Origin of the sequence: Mangrovicella endophytica (assembly GCF_002893625.1) — a bacterium.
Classification (GTDB): domain Bacteria; phylum Pseudomonadota; class Alphaproteobacteria; order Rhizobiales; family Rhizobiaceae; genus Mangrovicella; species Mangrovicella endophytica.
The window spans coordinates 612,680-631,575 of record NZ_PKMZ01000001.1 but is presented as its reverse complement, the minus strand read 5'-3'; the positions used below and the strand labels follow the sequence as shown (position 1 = coordinate 631,575).

17 protein-coding genes are annotated in these 18,896 nt (G+C 66.5%); 13 read left to right on the top strand and 4 right to left on the bottom strand.

Features of this window, described 5'->3' with window-relative positions; all coding sequences use genetic code 11:
- Positions 1-4 precede the first annotated feature (4 nt).
- From C0R46_RS02970 to C0R46_RS02915, 12 genes are all read left to right on the top strand, one after another.
- Positions 5-1,093, top strand: coding sequence for an ABC transporter ATP-binding protein (locus tag C0R46_RS02970; protein ID WP_102958075.1), 1,089 nt, complete (start codon positions 5-7; stop codon positions 1,091-1,093).
- The gene (locus C0R46_RS02965) at positions 1,093-1,980 is read left to right on the top strand and encodes a carbohydrate ABC transporter permease (protein ID WP_102958074.1); all 888 of its coding nucleotides are present in this window, start codon (positions 1,093-1,095) and stop codon (positions 1,978-1,980) included. The genes C0R46_RS02970 and C0R46_RS02965 overlap by 1 nt, the downstream gene beginning before the upstream one ends.
- Positions 1,981-2,051: 71 nt before the next feature.
- Positions 2,052-2,882 (top strand): carbohydrate ABC transporter permease, encoded by an 831-nt coding sequence (locus C0R46_RS02960; RefSeq protein ID WP_245413431.1) that lies wholly within the window; start codon positions 2,052-2,054, stop codon positions 2,880-2,882.
- Complete coding sequence (locus C0R46_RS02955; protein ID WP_102958073.1) at positions 2,882-3,163, top strand: DUF2160 domain-containing protein; 282 nt, start codon at positions 2,882-2,884, stop codon at positions 3,161-3,163. Before C0R46_RS02960 ends, C0R46_RS02955 begins: the two co-directional genes overlap by 1 nt.
- Before the next feature lie 72 nt (positions 3,164-3,235).
- A complete protein-coding gene (locus C0R46_RS02950) occupies positions 3,236-5,035 on the top strand; it encodes an ABC transporter substrate-binding protein (RefSeq protein ID WP_245413388.1) in 1,800 nt (599 codons plus the stop codon).
- Between the two features lie 81 nt (positions 5,036-5,116).
- Positions 5,117-6,622: a glycerol kinase GlpK gene (gene glpK, locus C0R46_RS02945; RefSeq protein ID WP_102958072.1), complete on the top strand. Its 1,506-nt coding sequence runs from the start codon at positions 5,117-5,119 to the stop codon at positions 6,620-6,622.
- A gap of 311 nt (positions 6,623-6,933) precedes the next feature.
- Positions 6,934-9,135 carry a TonB-dependent siderophore receptor gene (locus tag C0R46_RS02940; protein ID WP_102958071.1) on the top strand — a complete coding sequence of 734 codons (2,202 nt, stop codon included), beginning with the start codon at positions 6,934-6,936 and terminating at the stop codon, positions 9,133-9,135.
- Positions 9,132-10,157 (top strand): ABC transporter substrate-binding protein, encoded by a 1,026-nt coding sequence (locus C0R46_RS02935; RefSeq protein ID WP_157944532.1) that lies wholly within the window; start codon positions 9,132-9,134, stop codon positions 10,155-10,157. Before C0R46_RS02940 ends, C0R46_RS02935 begins: the two co-directional genes overlap by 4 nt.
- Positions 10,154-12,154, top strand: a complete 2,001-nt coding sequence (gene fhuB / locus C0R46_RS02930) for a Fe(3+)-hydroxamate ABC transporter permease FhuB (protein ID WP_342586486.1) — start codon at positions 10,154-10,156, stop codon at positions 12,152-12,154. Before C0R46_RS02935 ends, fhuB begins: the two co-directional genes overlap by 4 nt.
- Complete coding sequence (locus C0R46_RS02925; RefSeq protein WP_102958068.1) at positions 12,151-12,960, top strand: ABC transporter ATP-binding protein; 810 nt, start codon at positions 12,151-12,153, stop codon at positions 12,958-12,960. The genes fhuB and C0R46_RS02925 overlap by 4 nt, the downstream gene beginning before the upstream one ends.
- Positions 12,961-13,016: 56 nt before the next feature.
- Positions 13,017-14,069 (top strand): siderophore-interacting protein, encoded by a 1,053-nt coding sequence (locus C0R46_RS02920; RefSeq protein ID WP_198598221.1) that lies wholly within the window; start codon positions 13,017-13,019, stop codon positions 14,067-14,069.
- A 120-nt stretch (positions 14,070-14,189) separates the two neighbouring features.
- Positions 14,190-14,537 carry a hypothetical protein gene (locus C0R46_RS02915; protein ID WP_102958066.1) on the top strand — a complete coding sequence of 116 codons (348 nt, stop codon included), beginning with the start codon at positions 14,190-14,192 and terminating at the stop codon, positions 14,535-14,537.
- 42 nt (positions 14,538-14,579) lie between these two features.
- On the opposite strand, the gene C0R46_RS02910 is transcribed toward C0R46_RS02915, so the two are convergent.
- Both C0R46_RS02910 and C0R46_RS02905 read right to left on the bottom strand, forming a co-directional pair.
- Positions 14,580-14,957: an SPOR domain-containing protein gene (locus tag C0R46_RS02910; protein WP_102958065.1), complete on the bottom strand. Its 378-nt coding sequence runs from the start codon at positions 14,955-14,957 to the stop codon at positions 14,580-14,582.
- Positions 14,958-15,004: 47 nt separating this feature from the next.
- Positions 15,005-15,646, bottom strand: coding sequence for an HD domain-containing protein (locus C0R46_RS02905; RefSeq protein ID WP_157944531.1), 642 nt, complete (start codon positions 15,644-15,646; stop codon positions 15,005-15,007).
- Between the two features lie 440 nt (positions 15,647-16,086).
- Here C0R46_RS02905 and C0R46_RS02895 point away from each other — a divergent pair, with 440 nt between their 5' ends.
- Positions 16,087-17,316 (top strand): MFS transporter, encoded by a 1,230-nt coding sequence (locus tag C0R46_RS02895; protein WP_102958062.1) that lies wholly within the window; start codon positions 16,087-16,089, stop codon positions 17,314-17,316.
- A gap of 121 nt (positions 17,317-17,437) precedes the next feature.
- Here C0R46_RS02895 and C0R46_RS02890 read toward each other — a convergent pair whose 3' ends face one another.
- Both C0R46_RS02890 and C0R46_RS02885 read right to left on the bottom strand, forming a co-directional pair.
- Positions 17,438-18,091, bottom strand: a complete 654-nt coding sequence (locus tag C0R46_RS02890) for a DUF2076 domain-containing protein (protein WP_102958061.1) — start codon at positions 18,089-18,091, stop codon at positions 17,438-17,440.
- A gap of 44 nt (positions 18,092-18,135) precedes the next feature.
- The gene (locus tag C0R46_RS02885) at positions 18,136-18,858 is read right to left on the bottom strand and encodes a Bax inhibitor-1/YccA family protein (protein WP_102958060.1); all 723 of its coding nucleotides are present in this window, start codon (positions 18,856-18,858) and stop codon (positions 18,136-18,138) included.
- Positions 18,859-18,896: the final 38 nt, after the last annotated feature.

The following is an 18,896-nucleotide window of genomic DNA, read 5'->3' as shown; positions in this document are numbered from 1 at the left end:
GACGATGGCCCGCATCAGGCTCGATCACATCCGCCACGCCTATTCGCCGGAGCTGGCGAAGGCCGGCAACTACGCGCTGCGCGAGGTCGATCACGCCTTCGAGGATGGTGGCGCCTACGCGCTTCTCGGCCCGTCGGGCTGCGGGAAGACGACGCTGCTCAACATCATCTCCGGCCTGCTGACGCCGTCCGAGGGCCAGGTGCGCTTTGACGACCGCGACGTCACGACGCTGTCGCCGGAAGCGCGCAACATCGCGCAGGTGTTCCAGTTTCCGGTGATCTACGACACGATGACGGTGCGCGAGAACCTCGCCTTCCCGCTGCGCAACCGGAAGGTGCCGCAGGCCGAGATCGCGCGGCGCGTCGACGACATGCTGAAGCGGCTGCGGCTCGAGACGCGCGCCGACCGCAAGGCCCGCGGCCTGACGGCGGACGAGAAGCAGAAGATCTCCCTCGGCCGCGGCCTCGTCCGATCCGACGTCAACGCCATCCTCTTCGACGAGCCGCTGACGGTCATCGACCCGCATATGAAGTGGCAGCTGCGCTCGGAGCTGAAGGAACTCCACCGCGAGTTCGCGATGACGATGATCTACGTCACGCATGACCAGACCGAAGCGCTGACCTTCGCCGACAAGGTCGTCGTCATGTATGACGGCGAGGTCGTGCAGATCGGCACCCCGGAAGAGCTGTTCGAGCGCCCCAAGCACACCTTCGTCGGCTATTTCATCGGCTCGCCCGGCATGAATGTCCTGCCCTGCGAGATGGACGGTGATGCCGTCGTCGTTGCGGGCCACCGTCTCGCCCTGGCCGGTGGACGGGCAAACACTGCCTCAGGCGCGCGGATCGAGCTCGGCATCCGTCCGGAATTCGTGCGCGTCGTCGAGCGCGGTGGTGGATTGCCGGCAGAGATCGAGAAGGTGGAGGATGTCGGCTCCGAGCGCATAGTGCGTGCGCGGCTCGGCGGCCTGCCGGTCAGCGCGATCGTCGCCGAAGGCCAGCCTCTGCCGGCGGATGCTGCGCTCGCCTTCGAGCCCGGCGCCCTCAACCTCTATGCCGACTCGCGGCTCGTGGAGCGAACGGGAGGGCGCGCCTGATGGAGAAGACCTGGAACAACAAGGCGTGGTTCTTCGTCCTTCCCGTCCTCCTGCTCGTCGCCTTCTCGGCGGTGATCCCGCTGATGACGGTGGTCAACTACTCGGTGCAGGACACGTTCGGGAACAACGAGTTCTTTTGGGCCGGCACCGACTGGTTCACCGAGTTGCTCGGCTCGGCCCGCTTCCATGACGCGCTGATCCGCAACCTCGTCTTCTCCGCCATCATCCTTGCCATTGAGGTGCCGCTCGGCATTCTGGTCGCGCTCGCCATGCCGAAGAAGGGCATCTGGGTGTCGGTCTGCCTGGTGCTGATGGCGCTGCCGCTGCTGATCCCGTGGAACGTCGTCGGCACGATCTGGCAGGTCTTCGGGCGCACCGATATCGGCCTCCTCGGTTATTCCATGCGGGCCCTCGGCATCGACTACAACTACGTCCAGGACCCGATCGACGCCTGGGTGACGGTCATCGTCATGGATGTCTGGCACTGGACCAGCCTGGTCGTCCTGCTTTGCTATGCCGGTCTCGTCTCCATCCCCGACGCCTACTACCAGGCGGCCAAGATCGACGGTGCCTCGCGCTGGGCGGTGTTCCGCTACATCCAGCTGCCGAAGATGGGCCGGGTGCTTTTGATCGCCGTGCTGCTGCGCTTCATGGACTCGTTCATGATCTACACCGAACCCTTTGTTGTTACAGGTGGCGGGCCCGGCAATTCGACGACGTTCCTGTCGATCGACCTCGTCAAGATGGCAGTCGGCCAGTTCGATCTCGGACCGGCGGCGGCGATGAGCCTCGTCTACTTCCTGATCATCCTGCTTCTTTCCTGGGTGTTCTACACCGTGATGGAGAATGCCGGGCGGGATCGGGCCGTGAAGGAGACCGCGGAGTGAGCGTTCCAACCATCGCTACATCGCGCGCCGCGGCCGACGGCATACCGGGCTCGGCTCATTCGGAAGTCGCGCTGAAGGCACGCGCCAGTCGCAGGTCGGGATCCTTCAGGCCGAAGGCGCTGATCCCGATCGTCTACATCCTGTTCCTGCTGTTGCCGATCTACTGGCTCGTCAACATGAGCTTCAAGACGAATGTCGAGATCACCAACGCCTTCACGCTCTGGCCGGCCAACCCGACTTTGCGCAACTATGCCGTGATCTTCACCGATCCGTCCTGGTACAACGGCTACATCAACTCGATCATCTATGTTGTTTTGAACATGGTGATTTCGGTCGCCGTGGCGCTTCCGGCTGCCTATGCCTTCTCGCGCTACCGCTTCCTCGGCGACAAGCACCTGTTCTTCTGGCTGCTGACGAACCGCATGGCGCCGCCGGCGGTCTTCGCCCTGCCCTTCTTCCAGCTCTATTCGGCCTTCGGCCTGATCGACACGCACATCGCCGTCGCGCTGGCGCATTGCCTCTTCAACGTGCCGCTGGCGGTGTGGATTCTCGAAGGCTTCATGTCGGGCGTGCCGAAGGAGATCGACGAGACGGCCTATATTGACGGCTATTCCTTCCCGCGGTTCTTCTTCAAGATCTTCATGCCGCTGATCGCGAGCGGCGTCGGCGTCGCGGCCTTCTTCTGCTTCATGTTCTCCTGGGTGGAGCTCCTGATCGCGCGCACGCTCACGGTGACGGACGCCAAGCCGATCTCGGCCATCATGACGCGCACGGTCTCGGCCTCCGGCATGGACTGGGGCGTGCTCGCCGCCGCCGGTGTCCTCACCATCATTCCCGGCGCGATCGTGATCTGGTTCGTGCGCAACTACATCGCCAAGGGCTTTGCCCTGGGGAGGGTGTGATGGACTTCTCCTGGATGGCCTGGACCTGGCCGACAGCCGCGTTCTTCCTGGCGATCTTTGCGCTGATCGCCCTGATGGGCGTGTGGGAATATGCCTCGCCCGGCGGCAGCCCGCGCGTCGGCGTCTTGCGCTTCGAGACGACGCGCGGCGACCGGCTCTTCGTGTCGCTGCTCGGCTCGGCCTTCATTTGCCTTGCATGGCTTGGTCTGACCGAAATGGCCCTCTGGTGGGCTCTCGGCGTGTGCCTCGTCTATGCGGGCCTGGTGTTCCGCTTCGTGTGAGGCGGACGTGTGTGACCTTGGCGCGCTGCCGGCCGCGCTGGAGGAGGTCATGAAGCCGGTTGGAGGAAGACGATGAAGAAGAGATTGCTGCTGTCCGCAGCCGGCCTGGCGATCACGCTCGGCGCCGGCCCTGCCTTCGCGGACATGGACGCGGCCAAGAAGTTTCTGGACGCCGAGATCAAAGACCTGTCGTCGCTGTCGCGCGCCGATCAGGAAAAGGAGATGCAGTGGTACATCGACGCGGCCAAGCCCTTCCAGGGCATGGACATCAAGGTCGTGTCGGAGACCATCACCACGCATGAATACGAATCGAAGGTGCTCGCGCCCGCCTTCACCGCGATCACCGGCATCAAGGTGACGCACGACCTCATCGGCGAAGGCGATGTCGTCGAGAAGCTGCAGACGCAGATGCAGTCCGGCGAGAACATCTACGACGCCTATGTCAACGATTCCGACCTCATCGGCACGCACTGGCGCTACAACCAGGTCCGCAACCTCACCGACTGGATGTCGGGCGACGGCAAGGACGTGACGAGCCCGACGCTGGATCTCGACGACTATATCGGCACGAGCTTCACCACGGCGCCCGACAAGAAGCTCTACCAGCTGCCCGACCAGCAGTTCGCAAACCTCTACTGGTTCCGCTACGACTGGTTCAACGACGAGAAGAACAAGGCCGACTTCAAGGCCAAGTACGGCTACGACCTCGGCGTTCCCGTGAACTGGTCCGCCTATGAGGACATCGCCGAGTTCTTCACCGGCCGCGAGATCGACGGCAAGAAAGTCTACGGCCATATGGACTATGGCAAGAAGGACCCCTCGCTCGGCTGGCGCTTCACCGATGCTTGGCTGTCGATGGCCGGCAACGGCGACAAGGGCCTTCCGAACGGCCTGCCGGTCGATGAGTGGGGCATCCGCGTCAACGAGCAGTCGCAGCCGGTCGGCTCGTGCGTGGCGCGCGGCGGCGACACCAACGGCCCGGCCGCGGTCTACTCGATCCAGAAGTATCTCGACTGGATGAAGGCCTATGCCCCGCCGGCTGCGCAGGGCATGAACTTCTCCGAATCCGGTCCGGTGCCGGCGCAGGGCGAGGTCGCTCAGCAGATCTTCTGGTACACGGCCTTCACCGCCGATGCGGTCAAGCCGGGCCTGCCGGTGGTCAACGAGGACGGCACGCCGAAGTGGCGCATGGCTCCCTCGCCGCACGGCGTCTACTGGGTCGAGGGCATGAAGCTCGGCTACCAGGACGTCGGCTCGTGGACGCTGATGCAGTCGACGCCGGTGGACCGCGCCAAGGCCGCCTGGCTCTACGCGCAGTTCGTCTCGTCGAAGACGGTCGACGTGAAGAAGAGCCATTACGGCCTGACCTTCGTGCGCGAGTCGACCATCCGCGACGAGAGCTTCACCGAGCGCGCCAAGGACCTCGGCGGTCTCGTCGAGTTCTACCGTTCGCCGGCCCGCAAGCAGTGGTCGCCGACCGGCACCAACGTGCCGGACTACCCGAAGCTCGCCCAGCTCTGGTGGCAGGCGATCGGCGATGCGGCGGCCGGCAACAAGACGCCGCAGGAGGCGATGGACTCCCTGTGCGCCGAGCAGGAGAAGGTGATGGCGCGCCTGGAGCGCGCCGGCGTCCAGGGCGAGAAGGGCCCGAAGCTCAACGAAGAGCACGACATGGACTACTGGGTCGAGCAGGCCAAGGCCAACGGCACGCTGGCGCCTCAGCCCAAGAAGGAGAACGAAAAGGAGAAGCCCATCACCGTCAACTATGACGAGCTGGTGAAGAGCTGGCAGGACTCCGAGGCAGCGATGCCGGCAGGCGGCGCGGCCGAGAGCACGACGGCCACCCCGGCCTCGGCCCAGCCGGCGAACTGATCCTTCCCTTCCGACCAAAGCGAAGCCGGGGTGCGAACCCCGGCTTCACCATTGCCGCGTCCGAACCTCAAGGAAACCAGCATGTCCGGCTACGTCCTCGCCATCGATCAGGGAACGACGTCGAGCCGGGCGATCGTCTTCGACGACAGCTTCCATATCCAGGGCGTCGGGCAGGAGGAGTTTCCGCAGCACTTTCCGCGCTCCGGATGGGTCGAGCACGACCCGGAGGACATCTGGCGCACGGCGCTCGGCACCATGCGGCGCGCTCTTGCGGCCGCGTCGATCTCGGCTTCGGACATCGCCGCAATCGGCATCACCAACCAGCGCGAGACCACCGTCATCTGGGACCGGGAAACCGGCAAGCCGATCTACAATGCCATTGTCTGGCAGGATCGGCGGACGGCGGATGTCTGCCGCCGCCTCGTCAGCGAGGGACATGAGCCCGCGATCACCGCCAAGACCGGGCTCCTCGTTGATCCCTACTTCGCCGGCACCAAGATCGCCTGGATCCTCGACAATGTGGAGGGGGCGAGGCAGCGCGCGGAACGCGGCGCCCTCGCCTTCGGCACGATCGATTCCTTTCTGCTCTGGCGGCTGACGGGCGGCACGGTTCATGCGACCGACGCGACGAATGCCTGCCGCACCATGCTGTTCGACATCGAGGCAAACGCCTGGGACGACGACCTTCTGCGGCTGCTCGAGATTCCCCGCGCCATCCTGCCCGAGGTGCAGGACTGCGACGCCCATTTCGGCGTGACCGACACTTCGCTTTTCGGCGTCGCCATCCCGATCTGCGGCATCGCCGGCGACCAGCATGCCGCGACCATCGGTCAGGCCTGTTTCGAGCCCGGCATGGTCAAGTCGACCTATGGCACCGGCTGCTTCGCGGTCTTAAACACCGGGGCGACCCGCGTGCCTTCGCGCAACCGTCTCCTGACGACGATCGCCTACCGCCTGTCGGGCCGGACGAGCTATGCCCTCGAAGGGTCAATCTTCATTGCCGGCGCAGCGGTGCAATGGCTGCGCGACGGGCTCGGCCTCATCGGCCGGGCGCAGGAAACCGGCCCGATGGCGGCGGAGGCGGACGAGGCGCAGGACGTCGTCATGGTGCCGGCCTTCACCGGCCTCGGCGCGCCGTGGTGGGACGCCGAGGCACGTGGCGCCATCTACGGGCTGACGAGGCGCTCCGGCCCCAAGGAGTTCGCCCGCGCGGCGCTGGAAGCGACATGCTTCCAGACCTATGACCTCCTCTCCGCCATGCAGAAGGACTGGCCGGATAGTTCCGACACGGTGCTGCGCGTCGACGGTGGCATGGTGGCATCGGACTGGACCATGCAGCGCCTCTCCGATCTCCTCGATGCTCCCGTCGATCGCCCGGTGGTACTGGAGACGACCGCGCTCGGGGCGGCCTGGATCGCGGGACACAAGGCCGGAGTCTGGCCGGATGCGGAGGGCTTTGCCGCGCGCTGGCATCTCGAACGCCGGTTCGAGCCCAAGATGGCGCCAGCGGAGCGCGACCGGCGCCTGGCGCTCTGGAGCGATGCCGTTCGCCGTACGCATAGCGATTTCGCGAGCGCGACATCCTGAGACAAAGGAGGCATGGGGAGCCTTAGGCGAACGCCTCGCACGCACAAAGCTTCACGTCCGAGCGAGAGCGGAACCGCTCTTCCATCCCGGCGGCAGCAGGGTGAGCGGGCGATTTCGGCGAATTCTGCGATGCCGACCAAGGGCCGTTTGCCGTAGCTGAACTGACGCTCGCCTTGATCCGGCTTCAAAGGCCACCGTGTCCGTTCGGCAACACGGCGTGCTCGCAGCCGGTTGATATTGGATTGAACCATTGAACTGGCATAAAAGCTGAGGAAGATGGTCATGTTTTCGACCGCCTTCGAGGCTTCCCCATGACCGTTGTCCCGTCGCGCCACCGCCATTCGGCACGCGCTGTCCAGCTTCTGCTTCTCGCGTCGGTGAGCGGCCTGCTGTTCGGCTCGGCCGCTGCCCGTGCGCAGGACGTGATCGAACTGGATACCGTGGTGGTGGAAGGCGGTGCGGCAAACGGCCAAGGTACCGGCGAAGGCGAGACTAACGAGCAGAAGGGCTTCGTTGCCAAACGCAGCGGTGGTGCCACCAAGACCAACACGCCGCTGATCGAGACGCCCCAGAACGTTTCCGTCGTCACGAGCGACCAGATCGAGAAGCAGGAGCTTCGCTCGATCCGCGCCGCGACGCGCTACACGTCGGGCGTCACGCCGGAATATACGGGCGGCTCCGACACCCGCTTCGGCGGCTTTGCCATCCGCGGCTTTGACTCCACCGCCAATGCCACCTTCCAGGACGGGCCGCGGCTTCCGTCGAGTTCGGTGATCAACTTCCTCGGTCTCGACCCTTATGGGGCCGAGCGCATCGAGATCCTCAAAGGTCCCTCCTCGGTCCTTTATGGGCAGAATGGGCCGGGCGGCCTCATCAACTACGTCTCCAAGCGACCGACCGACGCGCCGCTGCGGGAGTTCGAGATCAATGGCGGCAGCTTCGGCCTGCTGGAAGGCCGCTTCGACGTCTCCGATCAGGTGACCGACACGCCCTTCAGCTTCCGCCTGACCGGTGTCGTGCGTCAGTCGGAGAACCAGGTCGACCATGTCGACGACGACCGCTTCTTCATCGCGCCGGTCCTCAAGTGGGAGCCGGACGCCGACACCTCGCTGACGATCCTCGCCAACTATCAGCGCGACCGCGCCGGCTTCAGCCTCCAGTTCCTGCCCGCCGCCGGAACCGTCTTCGACGACGTTCGTGGACGGCGCATCCCGGTAAACCGCTTCATCGGCGAACCCGACTTCAACGACTACGACACCGATCTCGGCTCCGTCGGCTACCAGTTCGAGCACCGGTTCGACGAGGTCTTCACCGTCCGCCAGAACGCGCGCTACTCCTTCCTGAAGCATGATGAAGCGAGCGTGTACGGCGCAGGCTACGCGGATGAGACCGCAGGGCTTCTGAATCGCGGCGCAGGTGCGAGCGACACCGATCTCGGCAGCTTCTCCATCGACAACCAGGTGCAGGCCGAGTTCGATACGGGACTGTTCAGCCACACGGTCCTCGGCGGCCTCGACTATCGCCGCACGTCCTATGACGACCTCGTCGACATCTACACGACCGCGCCTCTCGACCTGTACGATCCAGTCTATGGCGCTCCGGTCGACTTCTTTGGCACCTACTACGACAACCATGTCGAACAGGATCAGACCGGCCTCTATCTGCAGGACCAGATCAGGATCGACCGGCTGTCGATCGTGCTCAGCGGCCGCTACGACTGGGCAACGACCGAGCTTCAACGGCCCGACAGCGACTTCCTGACTGCCGTCGATGCCGCGAAGGACTCGGAAGCGTTCACCGGACGCGTCGGCCTGATCTACAACTTCGACAACGGCTTTGCGCCCTATGTCAGCTACTCCGAATCCTTCCTGCCGCCGCTCGATGTCAGCCCTGCCAACGGTCTCTTCGAGCCGGAAGAAGCCAGCCAGTATGAGGCCGGCGTGAAGTACGAGGTCCCTGGCATGGACGCGACGATCACCGCGTCGATCTTCGATATTGTCCGCGATAATGCCATCCGCTTCGACGCCGTCGGCGGGACGTTCCAGGCGCGCCAGACCGGTCAGATCGAGTCGCGCGGCTTCGAGCTGGAAGGCGTTGCCAGCATTACCGACAACCTGAACATGCGGCTGGCCTATACCTATCTCGATGTCGAGATCACCGAGGATCCGGACGGCGGCAACGAGGGCAAGATGCCGACGACGGTCCCGCGCAACACCGTTGCGGCCTGGGCCGACTATACGATCCGCAACGCGTCGATCTTCGACGGCCTGGGTGTCGGTCTCGGCGTCCGTTATACCGGCTCGACCTTCGGCGACGACGCCAACACCTACAAGGTGCCGAGCGCGACCGTGTTTGATGCGGCGCTCACCTATACGAAAGACAACTACGAGATCGGGCTGAACGCCACGAACCTCTTTGACAAGGAATATGTCGCGTCTTGCGGCAACGACAGCGCGCAGTGCTTCTATGCCGAAGGCCGCCGTGTCACCGCCAAAGCGAGCATCCGCTGGTGACGAGCCGTAAGGCGGCCGGGGCGATGGCGCCCCGGCTGCGGCACCCTCACGATCCGCGCAATTGCGCCGGACCAGTGTTCGGCGAGACCGGTCAGATCGCGTCCCGCCTCAAGGCCGGAGCGGCCGCGAGTGGAGCGATGTCACCCGCCGCATTGCACCGTCGTGCCGTGCTCGGCGGCCTTATCGCCACGCCCTTCATGCTGCGCTCGGCGCCGGCTTTCGCGCAGCCGAGCCGCATCGCCTCCCTCGACTTCGGCCTTGCCCAGCACCTGATCGTCCTCGGCGTGCCGCCGATCGCGCTCACCGATGCCCGTGAGTGGGACAAGTGGGTGGGCGAACCCGCCCTTCCCGCCGCAACGGTCGATCTCGGCACGGCCTTCGCCCCGAACATCGAGCTGCTCGCGGCCCTGCGTCCGGATCTCGTTCTCAGCACCGACTTCACCGCGATGACCGAGGCGCAGGTGCGCCGCGTCGCGCCCATTGCAAACATGACCATGTATTCCGAGGGTGGCTCGCCGCTGCCCAAGGCGATCGCGGCGCTGCGGCAGCTCGGAACCCTGCTCGGACGCGAGGAGCGCGCCGAGGCCTATATCGCGGAGACCGAGCGCTTCTTTGCGGCCTGCGCAGAGCGCGCGAAGCCGTTCCGCGACACGCCGGTGCTGCTCCTCTCCTTCATCGATCCGCGCCACATCCGCATCTATGCGCGGCCGGGCATGCAGCAGGACGTGCTGGACCGCCTCGGCCTTCGCAATGCCTGGCAGAGCGAAGGCCTCTACTGGGGCTTTGCGACTGCTGGCATCGAGCGCCTCGCAGGGATCGAAAAGGCCGTGATCCTTGCCGACTACATGCCTCCGGATGTCAAAGCGGTGCTTGAGCGAAGCCCGCTATGGCTGTCGCTGCCGGTGCGGCGCGGCAACGGCCCCGTCCGGGTGATGCCGCCTGTTGCCGCGTTTGGCGGCGTTCCCGCGGCACGGCGTCTGGCCTCGCTCATACTCGACGCGCTGGAGGCAAGGCTCCGGTGACGGCGATAACTGCATCGCCGCGGCAAGGCGGCCCGGCCCCGCTGCTGCTGGGGATGACGCTGCTGGCGCTGGCGCTCGGCGCGGTGCTGCTCGGACCGAAACTGCCGCTTCTGAGCCAGCCGCATGCCTCGAGCTACGATCCCGATCGAATGGTGCTGATCTATTCGACGCTGCCCCGACTGGCGATGGCGGTGCTCTGCGGCGCGGCCCTCGGCGCGTCAGGCGCACTGCTGCAGCAGGCGCTGCGCAATCCGCTGGCCTCGCCGACGACGCTCGGTATCGATGCCGGTGCCCGGCTGGCGCTTGGCGTCGCGACGCTGTTCTACCCGGTTCTGCTCGGCTGGGGGCGCGACATCGTCGCCCTCGGTGGATCGGCCATCGCCGCCGCCCTGGTGTTCGCGCTGAGCCGGCGGCAGGATTTCTCGCCCGTTTCGCTGATCCTGTCCGGCCTACTCGTCACCCTCTATTGCGGCGCGCTCGCCGCCGCGCTGACGCTGGTCGAAAGCCGCTATCTCGCCAGCCTCTTCGTCTGGGGCTCGGGCTCGCTCAGCCAGCAGGGTTGGCAGCCCAGCGCCGACCTTGCACTCCGCCTCGCCGTTGTCGTGCTGCCGGTCACACTGCTGGTGCGTCCGCTCGGCCTGCTCGACCTCGGCGAGGATGCCGCACGCTCGCTCGGCCTGAATGTCTCGGCACTGCGCATCGGTGCGCTTGCTCTGGCGGTGCTGCTCGCTGCCTTCACCACCAGCGCCGTTGGTGTGATCGGCTTTATCGGGCTGGTTGCGCCGATCCTCGCCCGGCTGGCGGGCGCACGGGGTTTTTCGACAAGTCTCGGCGCTGCCACCGCCATCGGCGCGCTGCTTCTGCTCCTGGCCGATCTTGCCGTACAGCTGGCCGCCGGAGCATCCGCCGACTTCCTGCCGACGGGCGCCGTCACCGCGCTTGTCGGCTCGCCCGTCCTCCTGTGGCTCCTGCCGCGTCTCACGACGCGGCTGCGCAAGGATGCGGCGGCCGATCCTGCGCCCTCGCGCCGCTCAGGCGGCCGGCACTCGCCCGCCACCCCCATCGTGGTGCTCGGTGTGCTCCTTCTGGCGCTCGCGGCCTGCGCGCTCCTGATCGAGCGCGCGCCTGACGGCAGCTGGCGGCTTTTGGCGGCCGCTGACATGGCCGACATTCTGCCCTATCGCTGGCCGCGCATGCTGGCCGCAGCGGCGGCCGGCCTCCTGCTCGGCTCTGCCGGCTTTCTGCTGCAACGCCTCACCGGCAACGAGATGGCGAGCCCGGAAATCCTCGGCGTCAGCGCCGGTGCCACCTTCGCCATGGCGATCGCCTTCTTTGTCGGCGGTCTGCCCTCGCCGGCGGCACTGACCGGCGCGGCTGCGGCGGGGGCGGTGCTGGTGCTCGGCCTGATCCTGCTCCTGTCGCGGCGCAGCGGCTTCCAGCCGGAGCGCATGCTGCTGGCCGGCATCGCCCTGTCGGCGCTTCTGGATGCGGTGATCGGCGTTCTCTCCGCCGCAGGCGACCCGCGCGCCTTCCAGCTCCTCTCGTGGCTCACCGGTGCCGGCTTCTCGGCCGAGCCGGTCTCCGCGCTCGCCTCGCTGATCCTCGCCGGCACTGCGCTTGTTCTCGGCCTCTGCCTTATGCGCTGGCTCGACCTGTTCCAGCTGGGACAGACCGCCGCGCAGGCGCTTGGCGTGCCGCTTGGCTTGGCGCGGGTGCTGCTGCTGGCGCTCGTGGCGGCGGGCACGGCCATCGCGACGCCGCTGGTCGGGCCGCTCACCTTCGCCGGGTTCATCGCGCCGCATCTGGTGCGGCTGCTCGGCGTGCGGCGATCCGGCGCCGGGCTGTTCGCGAGCGGGTTTGCCGGGGCGGCCCTCCTGGTTGCGGCGGACTGGCTGGCGCGCACGATCGCCTTTCCCTTCCAGCTGCCGACCGGCCTCGTCGCCTCGCTGATCGGTGCGCCCATCCTTCTCTGGCTTCTGCAAAGGCGCGCCGCATGAGCCCGCGAACCATCGCACCGGCGGCAACAGCCGACCGCGGCTTTGTCCTCGACAACGTGCGCTTCGAGGTCGACGGGACGCCGATCCTGCATCCGCTGTCAGCTGCGATCGGTGGCGGCCAAGTGCTGGGCCTTGTCGGCCCTAACGGCTCCGGCAAGTCGACGCTCCTGCGTCTCCTCGCCCGGCAGACGAGCCCGAGCGGCGGCAATCTCAGCTTCGGCGGACGTGCGCTCGCCGATTGGGGTGCCCGCGATCTCGCCCGGCAGATCGCCTATCTGCCGCAGCATCCGCAGACCGGCATCGGGCTGTCCGCGCGCGAGGTCGTGGCGCTCGGCCGCTATCCCTGGCACGGGCCGTTCGGGCGCTTCACGCCCGACGATGCCGCGCGGACAACCGAAGCCATGGTCGTGACCGGCACGGGCCAACTCGCCGAGCGCAACATTGACACACTGTCGGGCGGCGAGCGCCAGCGGGTCTGGCTCGCCATGCTGGTGGCGCAGGATGCGCGCTGCCTGCTGCTCGACGAGCCGACCTCGGCGCTCGACGTCGCCCACCAACTCGAGGTCCTGTCGCTCGTCCGCCGGCTAGCGCACGAGGGCGGGCGCTCTGTTGTCATCGTGCTGCACGACGTGAACATGGCCTCGCGCTTCTGCGACCGGGTGCTGGCGCTACGCGGCGGGCGCCTCGTCGCCAGCGAGGACGTGCACCGCTTCATGACGCCCGAATGCCTGCGGGCCGTCTATGGCCTCGAGATGCAGATCCTGCCTCATTCCACCCATCCCGCCGGCGTAGCGGTGCCGATCTGACCGACGGAAGTGCGGCTCGTCCCACATCCAGACCTGGCTCAGGAGCCGATATCAATATGCTCAAAGCCCAATGCGATCTTGCCGTGCCGGAGCCGGAAAAGCTTCTGACGCTCTTCTGCGAGCATTATTCCGAGTATGGGATGGTGCGCCGTCGCGGCGCCGCCGCGGGTCACGTGACCATCTCCTACGGGCGCTTCGCGCTGCATGCGGCCGGTGAAAGGCTCTCCGTCCGGGCCAAGTCGCCGCATCAGGACGGGCTGACCTATGTGAAGATGGGCGTCGTCCATCACCTGCGCGAGTTCATGGGCGACAAGGCGCCGCCGGTGCGCTGGCTGGGCGATGGACAGGCTGGCGGTACGCCCTCCTTCTGGCGCGAGATGCAGGTGGTGGAAAGCTTCGACATCACGCCGTCGATGCGGCGCGTCGTCCTGACCGGTCCGCGCATTGCGGAACTCGCGGATGGCAGCCTGCATGTACGCCTGTTTTTTCCGCCGAAGAGGCGGCCGCTCCGCGGGCCGGTGCTGGGCGAGGACGGCTGCCCCGTCTGGCCGGAGGGCGAAGACAAACTGACGCCGCGCGTCTACACCATCCGTGAGGTCGATGCGGCAAAAGCGCAAGTTGCGATCGATATCCTGCGCCACGACGGCGACACGACGGCGGGCTCCTTCTTTGCCGTCAATGCCAAGGGGGGCGACGCCGTCGGCATGGCGGGGCCGCTCGGCGACGCGCATCCCGCATTTCGGAAGAAGTTCTTCTTCTTCGGCGACGAGACCGCCATCCCGGCCATCGACCGCATCCTGCGCCGTTTGCCGGCCGAGACGCAGGTCCACGCCGTGATCGAGGTAGCGAACCCCAGCGAAGAGCAAGTGCTGCGCAGCGACGCCGCCCTGCGGGTCGACTGGCTGCATCGCGACAGGGCGAAGACGAGCCTTGCCGATGCCGCCGCTAAGCTGACGGCTGAGATGCTAGGCGATGACGGCTATGTCTGGGCCGGCTGCGAGTTCGCCGACTTCCAGGCCATTCGACGGCATTGCCGCAAGGCGCTCGGCCTCAAGGCCGACCGTCATCACGTCGTCGCCTATTGGCGCAAGGGTGCGCGGAGCGACTAGCCCTTAGGCGCGGGCTAAACGGCCGCAGCAGAGGGGTGATGCCCATATCGGCACCCGCTCCGGTTGATCTGGCTCGCCGGGTGCCGCTAAGTCATAGTCAGACGACGGGAGGGGTGTCGGATGCTGATTGCCTGGAGCGGCCGGGGCTGGTGGGTCACCTGGATCACGGCTCTCGCCATGTTCCTGCCGATGATCGTCCTGCGGCAGGTCGACGGACCGGAGATCGATCGCGGCGTTGCCATAGCGATGACGATCGCCGCGATCACGACGATCGTCCTCGGCCTTCGCTTCAATCGCGGGGGGACCTTCGATACATCGGCGCGCGCCCACTCGCTCTGGGGCATTCCGATGCAGCTCTGGGCAGTGCCGATGGCGCTGTTCGCGATCCTTCTCGGCACCGGGACGATCACAACGGCGGAGGAGCCGTCTCCGACACTGCCGCTCGAAAGCATCGTTCAGCAGCGTTAGGTCCGCAGGGACGCTGCCACGGCGGATCAACCGAACGGCACGTCAATCACCGCCGATGTAGAGGCCGCGCTTCACATAGGCGCGGGGAACGCAGGGCTGCACCCGGGCGAGCGCCTCCAGAGCCTCAGCCCGGCTGTCCCAGCCGCCTGCCACGGAGACGTAGAGGTCCGGCGCAAAGCCCTCGAACTTCGCCGTGAAGTCGCCCATCGTGGACAGTCCGCAGCGCTCGGCCGCTTCGCTGGCGCGCAAGGCATCCGGAAACTCCATTCCGGTCGCATCGGGAGCGGGTGACGTGCCGAGCACCACCCACCATTCACCCGCCAGCGTCTGTGCGGCCAAAGCAGGCGCGGTCGGTGCGGCAGCAAGGCTGGCCGCAACGGTGAGAAGCCGGACCATGCTCCGGCGGTCAATGCGGCGCATCGGCTTCTTCCTTGCCAGCTGCGTCGCGGGAGATCGCGACGACGCCATCAGCCGGCCCTCAGCTGCGATAGCTCAGCCGCGAGATTGGCGCGCGCGGCCGCCTCCAGCAAAGCTCCGAAGTGCCTGGTCTGATAGAGGCGCGGCCGTGCCAGGAAGCGCTCGAGCACCGCGCTGCGACCGATCCGCCAAGCGTCCTCTGGGACGGCGGCATATTCCTGACGGATCGCAGCGGCGTAGGCGATGTAGTCGCCGCGCGGCGCGCCGAGAATGGCGAGATCGAGGTCGAGGAGCAGTTGCGTCGACGGGTCGCCGCTCGCAGCGTGCGTCGCCGTGGCAAGGATCATCGCTGACGCTGCACGGACGGTATCGCAGTCGCGTGAGGCGCCCGCGCAGTCGCTCAGCATGGCTGCGCTCAGCGCCTCGTTGTCGGAGCGCGCCGGATCGTAGACCGCATCGTGGAAGACGATCGCGAGGTCGATGGCATCAGCCGGCAGCCTCGCGAAATCCGGATGCGTCCGCACGGCCGCATGCCCGCTGAGGAGCGCCGCGACATGCCTCCAGTCGTGGTAGTGGCGGCCGGCGCTGCCATAGCCGGCGTCCAGCGCCTGCCACACAGCCTCGGCATCCGCACCATCGGCCACGCCGTGCCACAACACCTGGAAGCGCTGTCGGATATCGTTGATGTGCATGCGGGCCTGCTCCGAGGGCGGCAACGACGCCTCGACCGTCTTGATGTGGCCTGACGACGAAGGCGCCGATGCGAGTAAGGCAGACCGGCAGGCGGCGGGGAGTCAAGTCTCCGATGAGAAAGGCATAGCGCTGCCGCCTCGCCGCGACGATCGTGCCGGAGAGGTCAGCTTCGCCCGCGCCGCGGCTATGCCCCTCGCGACCCTCAACGCAGCTGAACGCCTGATCCTCTCGGCCCCTTTCGAGCCGTTGCGGTATTCAGGCTGGCGCAGCGGTAGTTGCTGCGATGACCTGTAGTGGCCAGGCGCCGCTTGATGTCGCGCCGGTTCCGTGAAATGGCCTCTCGCCAAGCTGGCGGGATCACATCCGGACCGCTCCGGAAGAGCGGGCCCCTCAGGGGGTCGGCTCACGATGCGCATGTCGGCGGAATGGATGTGAAAGCATGAACACTGCCGCAGCTCTGCATGCCAGGCCCAAGACCTACTTAAGCGTTCTAGTCATTCTTGGCACCGCACACCTTCTGAACGACCTGATGCAATCGCTGATCCCGGCGATCTATCCGATCATCCAGCGCAGCTACGATCTCGACTTCAAGCAGATCGGTCTGATCACGCTGACCTTCCAGATCGCGGGATCGCTGCTGCAGCCGCTTGTCGGCTCCTACACCGACCGGCGGCCGGCGCCCTATTCGCCCGTTGCGGGGATGGTATTCACCTTCTCCGGACTTCTCGCTCTCGCCTTCGCATCGAGTTACGCGTTCATTCTTTGCGCCGTCGCCCTGATCGGCATCGGGTCTTCGATCTTCCATCCGGAGGCGACGCGCATGGCGCGCTATGCCGCGGGCGGCCGTCAGGGCTTGGCACAGGGCATCTTCCAGGTCGGCGGCCAGGCCGGCGGGGCGCTCGGCCCGATCTGCGCGGCGGCGGTGATCGTCCCGATGGGGCAGCCGAGCCTCGCCTGGTTCACGGCCCTGGCGCTCACGGCGATGATCCTCCTGGCCTGGATCGGCCGGCAGCAGGCGGAGATGAGTCGGCACTTCTCGGCCGTCAGGGCGTCGAAAGCCGCGCAGGACGCCGACCTGCGCCGGCACGGGGCCATGACCATCGCCGTCGGTCTTATCGTACTGACGCTGCTGATGTTCTCCAAGAACGCCTATATCGAGAGCTTCCGCTCCTTCTATACCTTCTATCTCATCGACCGCTTCGGCCTGACGATCCCGGCCTCGCAGATGATGCTGTTCATCTTCCTGCTCGCGTCGGCCGTCGGCGCGCTCGTCGGCGGCATCGTCGGCGACCGCATCGGGCGCTACCGGGTGATCTGGATCTCGGTGCTCGGGCCGCTGCCGCTGACGCTGATCCTCCCCTATGCCGATCTGTTCTGGACCGGCGTCCTGACGGTCACGATCAACCTGATCATGGCGAGCGCCTTCGCGTCGATCCTGATCTACGCCATGGAACTGCTGCCGAACCGCATCGGCCTGATCGGCGGCCTGTTCTATGGCCTCAACTTCGGCCTCGGCGGGATCGCCGCGGCGATCCTCGGCAGCCTGGCCGACAGCTACGGCATCGAGATGGTCTACCGTCTGTGTTCGTTCCTGCCGCTGGCCGGCCTGCTGGCCTGGTTCCTGCCCAGGCTGGACGACGGTCACGGCCGCCCGGCGAAACCCGCATAAAACAAAGAACGGCCCGCCAGCATCTGACTGCTGGCGGGCCGTCCGAGAGTCTGTTCCTGCTGAAGCGCAGACGAGGCGGCCGGCGTCAAACAAGCCCGGGTGACGACCTGCGGCTCAAGGCTCAGATGTCCTCGAAATCACCGCCGAAGTCAGCGCCGCCGTCATCCTCGAAGCTGGCCGGCTCGGCCTGCGCGGCCTGATCGGTCTCAGCCGCCGCGGTCTCGGTCGCCCCCGCCGTTTCACCGGCCGCAGTTTCATCGCCGGTGAACAGGTTCGACAGCATCGAGCCGAGCATCACGCCGCCTGCGACGCCCATGGCTGTCTGCGCCGCGCCGGCGAGAAAGCCGCCGCCCTGCCGTCCAAAGCCGCCCTGGCCATAGCCGCCTTGGCCATAGGCACCCGGCGCGGCGTTGCTCCACGGGCCGGAGCGCTGCGGCTCGCCATAGCCGGCCGACTGGCCATAGCCGCCGGGAGCGGGCCGACGCTGAGGGGTCCTCGCCGCCTGGGCGCCGCCACCGAAGAGCGAGCCGAAGATACCGCCGCCCGAGCCGCGGCTCGCCTGCGACTCCAGCTCCTGGATACGAGCCTGCGCCGCCTCCAGCGCCTGTTCCTGGATGATGATCGTCTGCGCCATGTAGTAGGGCGCGCCTGGCTGGCGGGCGACGCTCTCCTGGATGAACCGATCGGCCTCGGCGTCGCGCGGCGGAGCGCTGCGCTCGGCCTCGCTGAGTTTGCCGAAAAGATCGCGGATCAGGTTCTGTTCGTCATGGTTCATGTCGAAATCCTCACAATGCGAGCCCGGCGCCGCTGCCGACCCCCTTACTCTTCGCGCTGGCCGGTCAGGTTCAGCAGCAGCTGAAAGAGGTTGATGAAGTTCAGGTAGAGCGACAACGCGCTCATGACGGCGATCTTTCCAGCCGACTCGGCATCATAATGCTCGGAGTACTCCTCCTTGATGCGCTGCGTGTCCCAGGCGGTCAGGCCGGTGAAGACGAGGACGCCGACGACCGAAACCGCGAACTGCAGGGCGCTCGACTGCAGGAACAGGTTCACGAGGCTCGCCAGCACGACGCCGATGAGGCCCATGATCAGGAACGAGCCCATCGCTGACAGGTCGCGCTTGGTCGTGTAGCCGTAGAGGCTCATGACGCCGAAGACGCTCGCGGTGATGAAGAAGGTGCGCGCGATGCTGTCGCCGGTGAAGACCAGGAAGATCGAGGCCATCGACAGGCCCATGATGGCGCAGAAGGCCCAGAACAGCATCTGCGCCGTGCCGAAGGACACGCGTTCGATCCGGATCGACAGGAACATCACGAAAGCGAGCGGCGCCAGCATAACCACCCACTTCAGCGGGGTCGTGAAGATCGGCACGTACAGGGCCGGCGTGCTTGCCACGGCAAAGGCGACGATGCCGGTAATGGCAAGGCCGATGCCCATGTAGTTGTAGACGCGCAGCATGTGCTGGCGCAGGCCTTCGTCGAAAAGGGCCTGTGAGCGTGCGGGAGCGGCCTCTACGCCGAAGCCGCGGAAGGGCGTGTTCATCTGTTTCGTCTCCTTGGAGGAAGATGGAAATGGTAGGG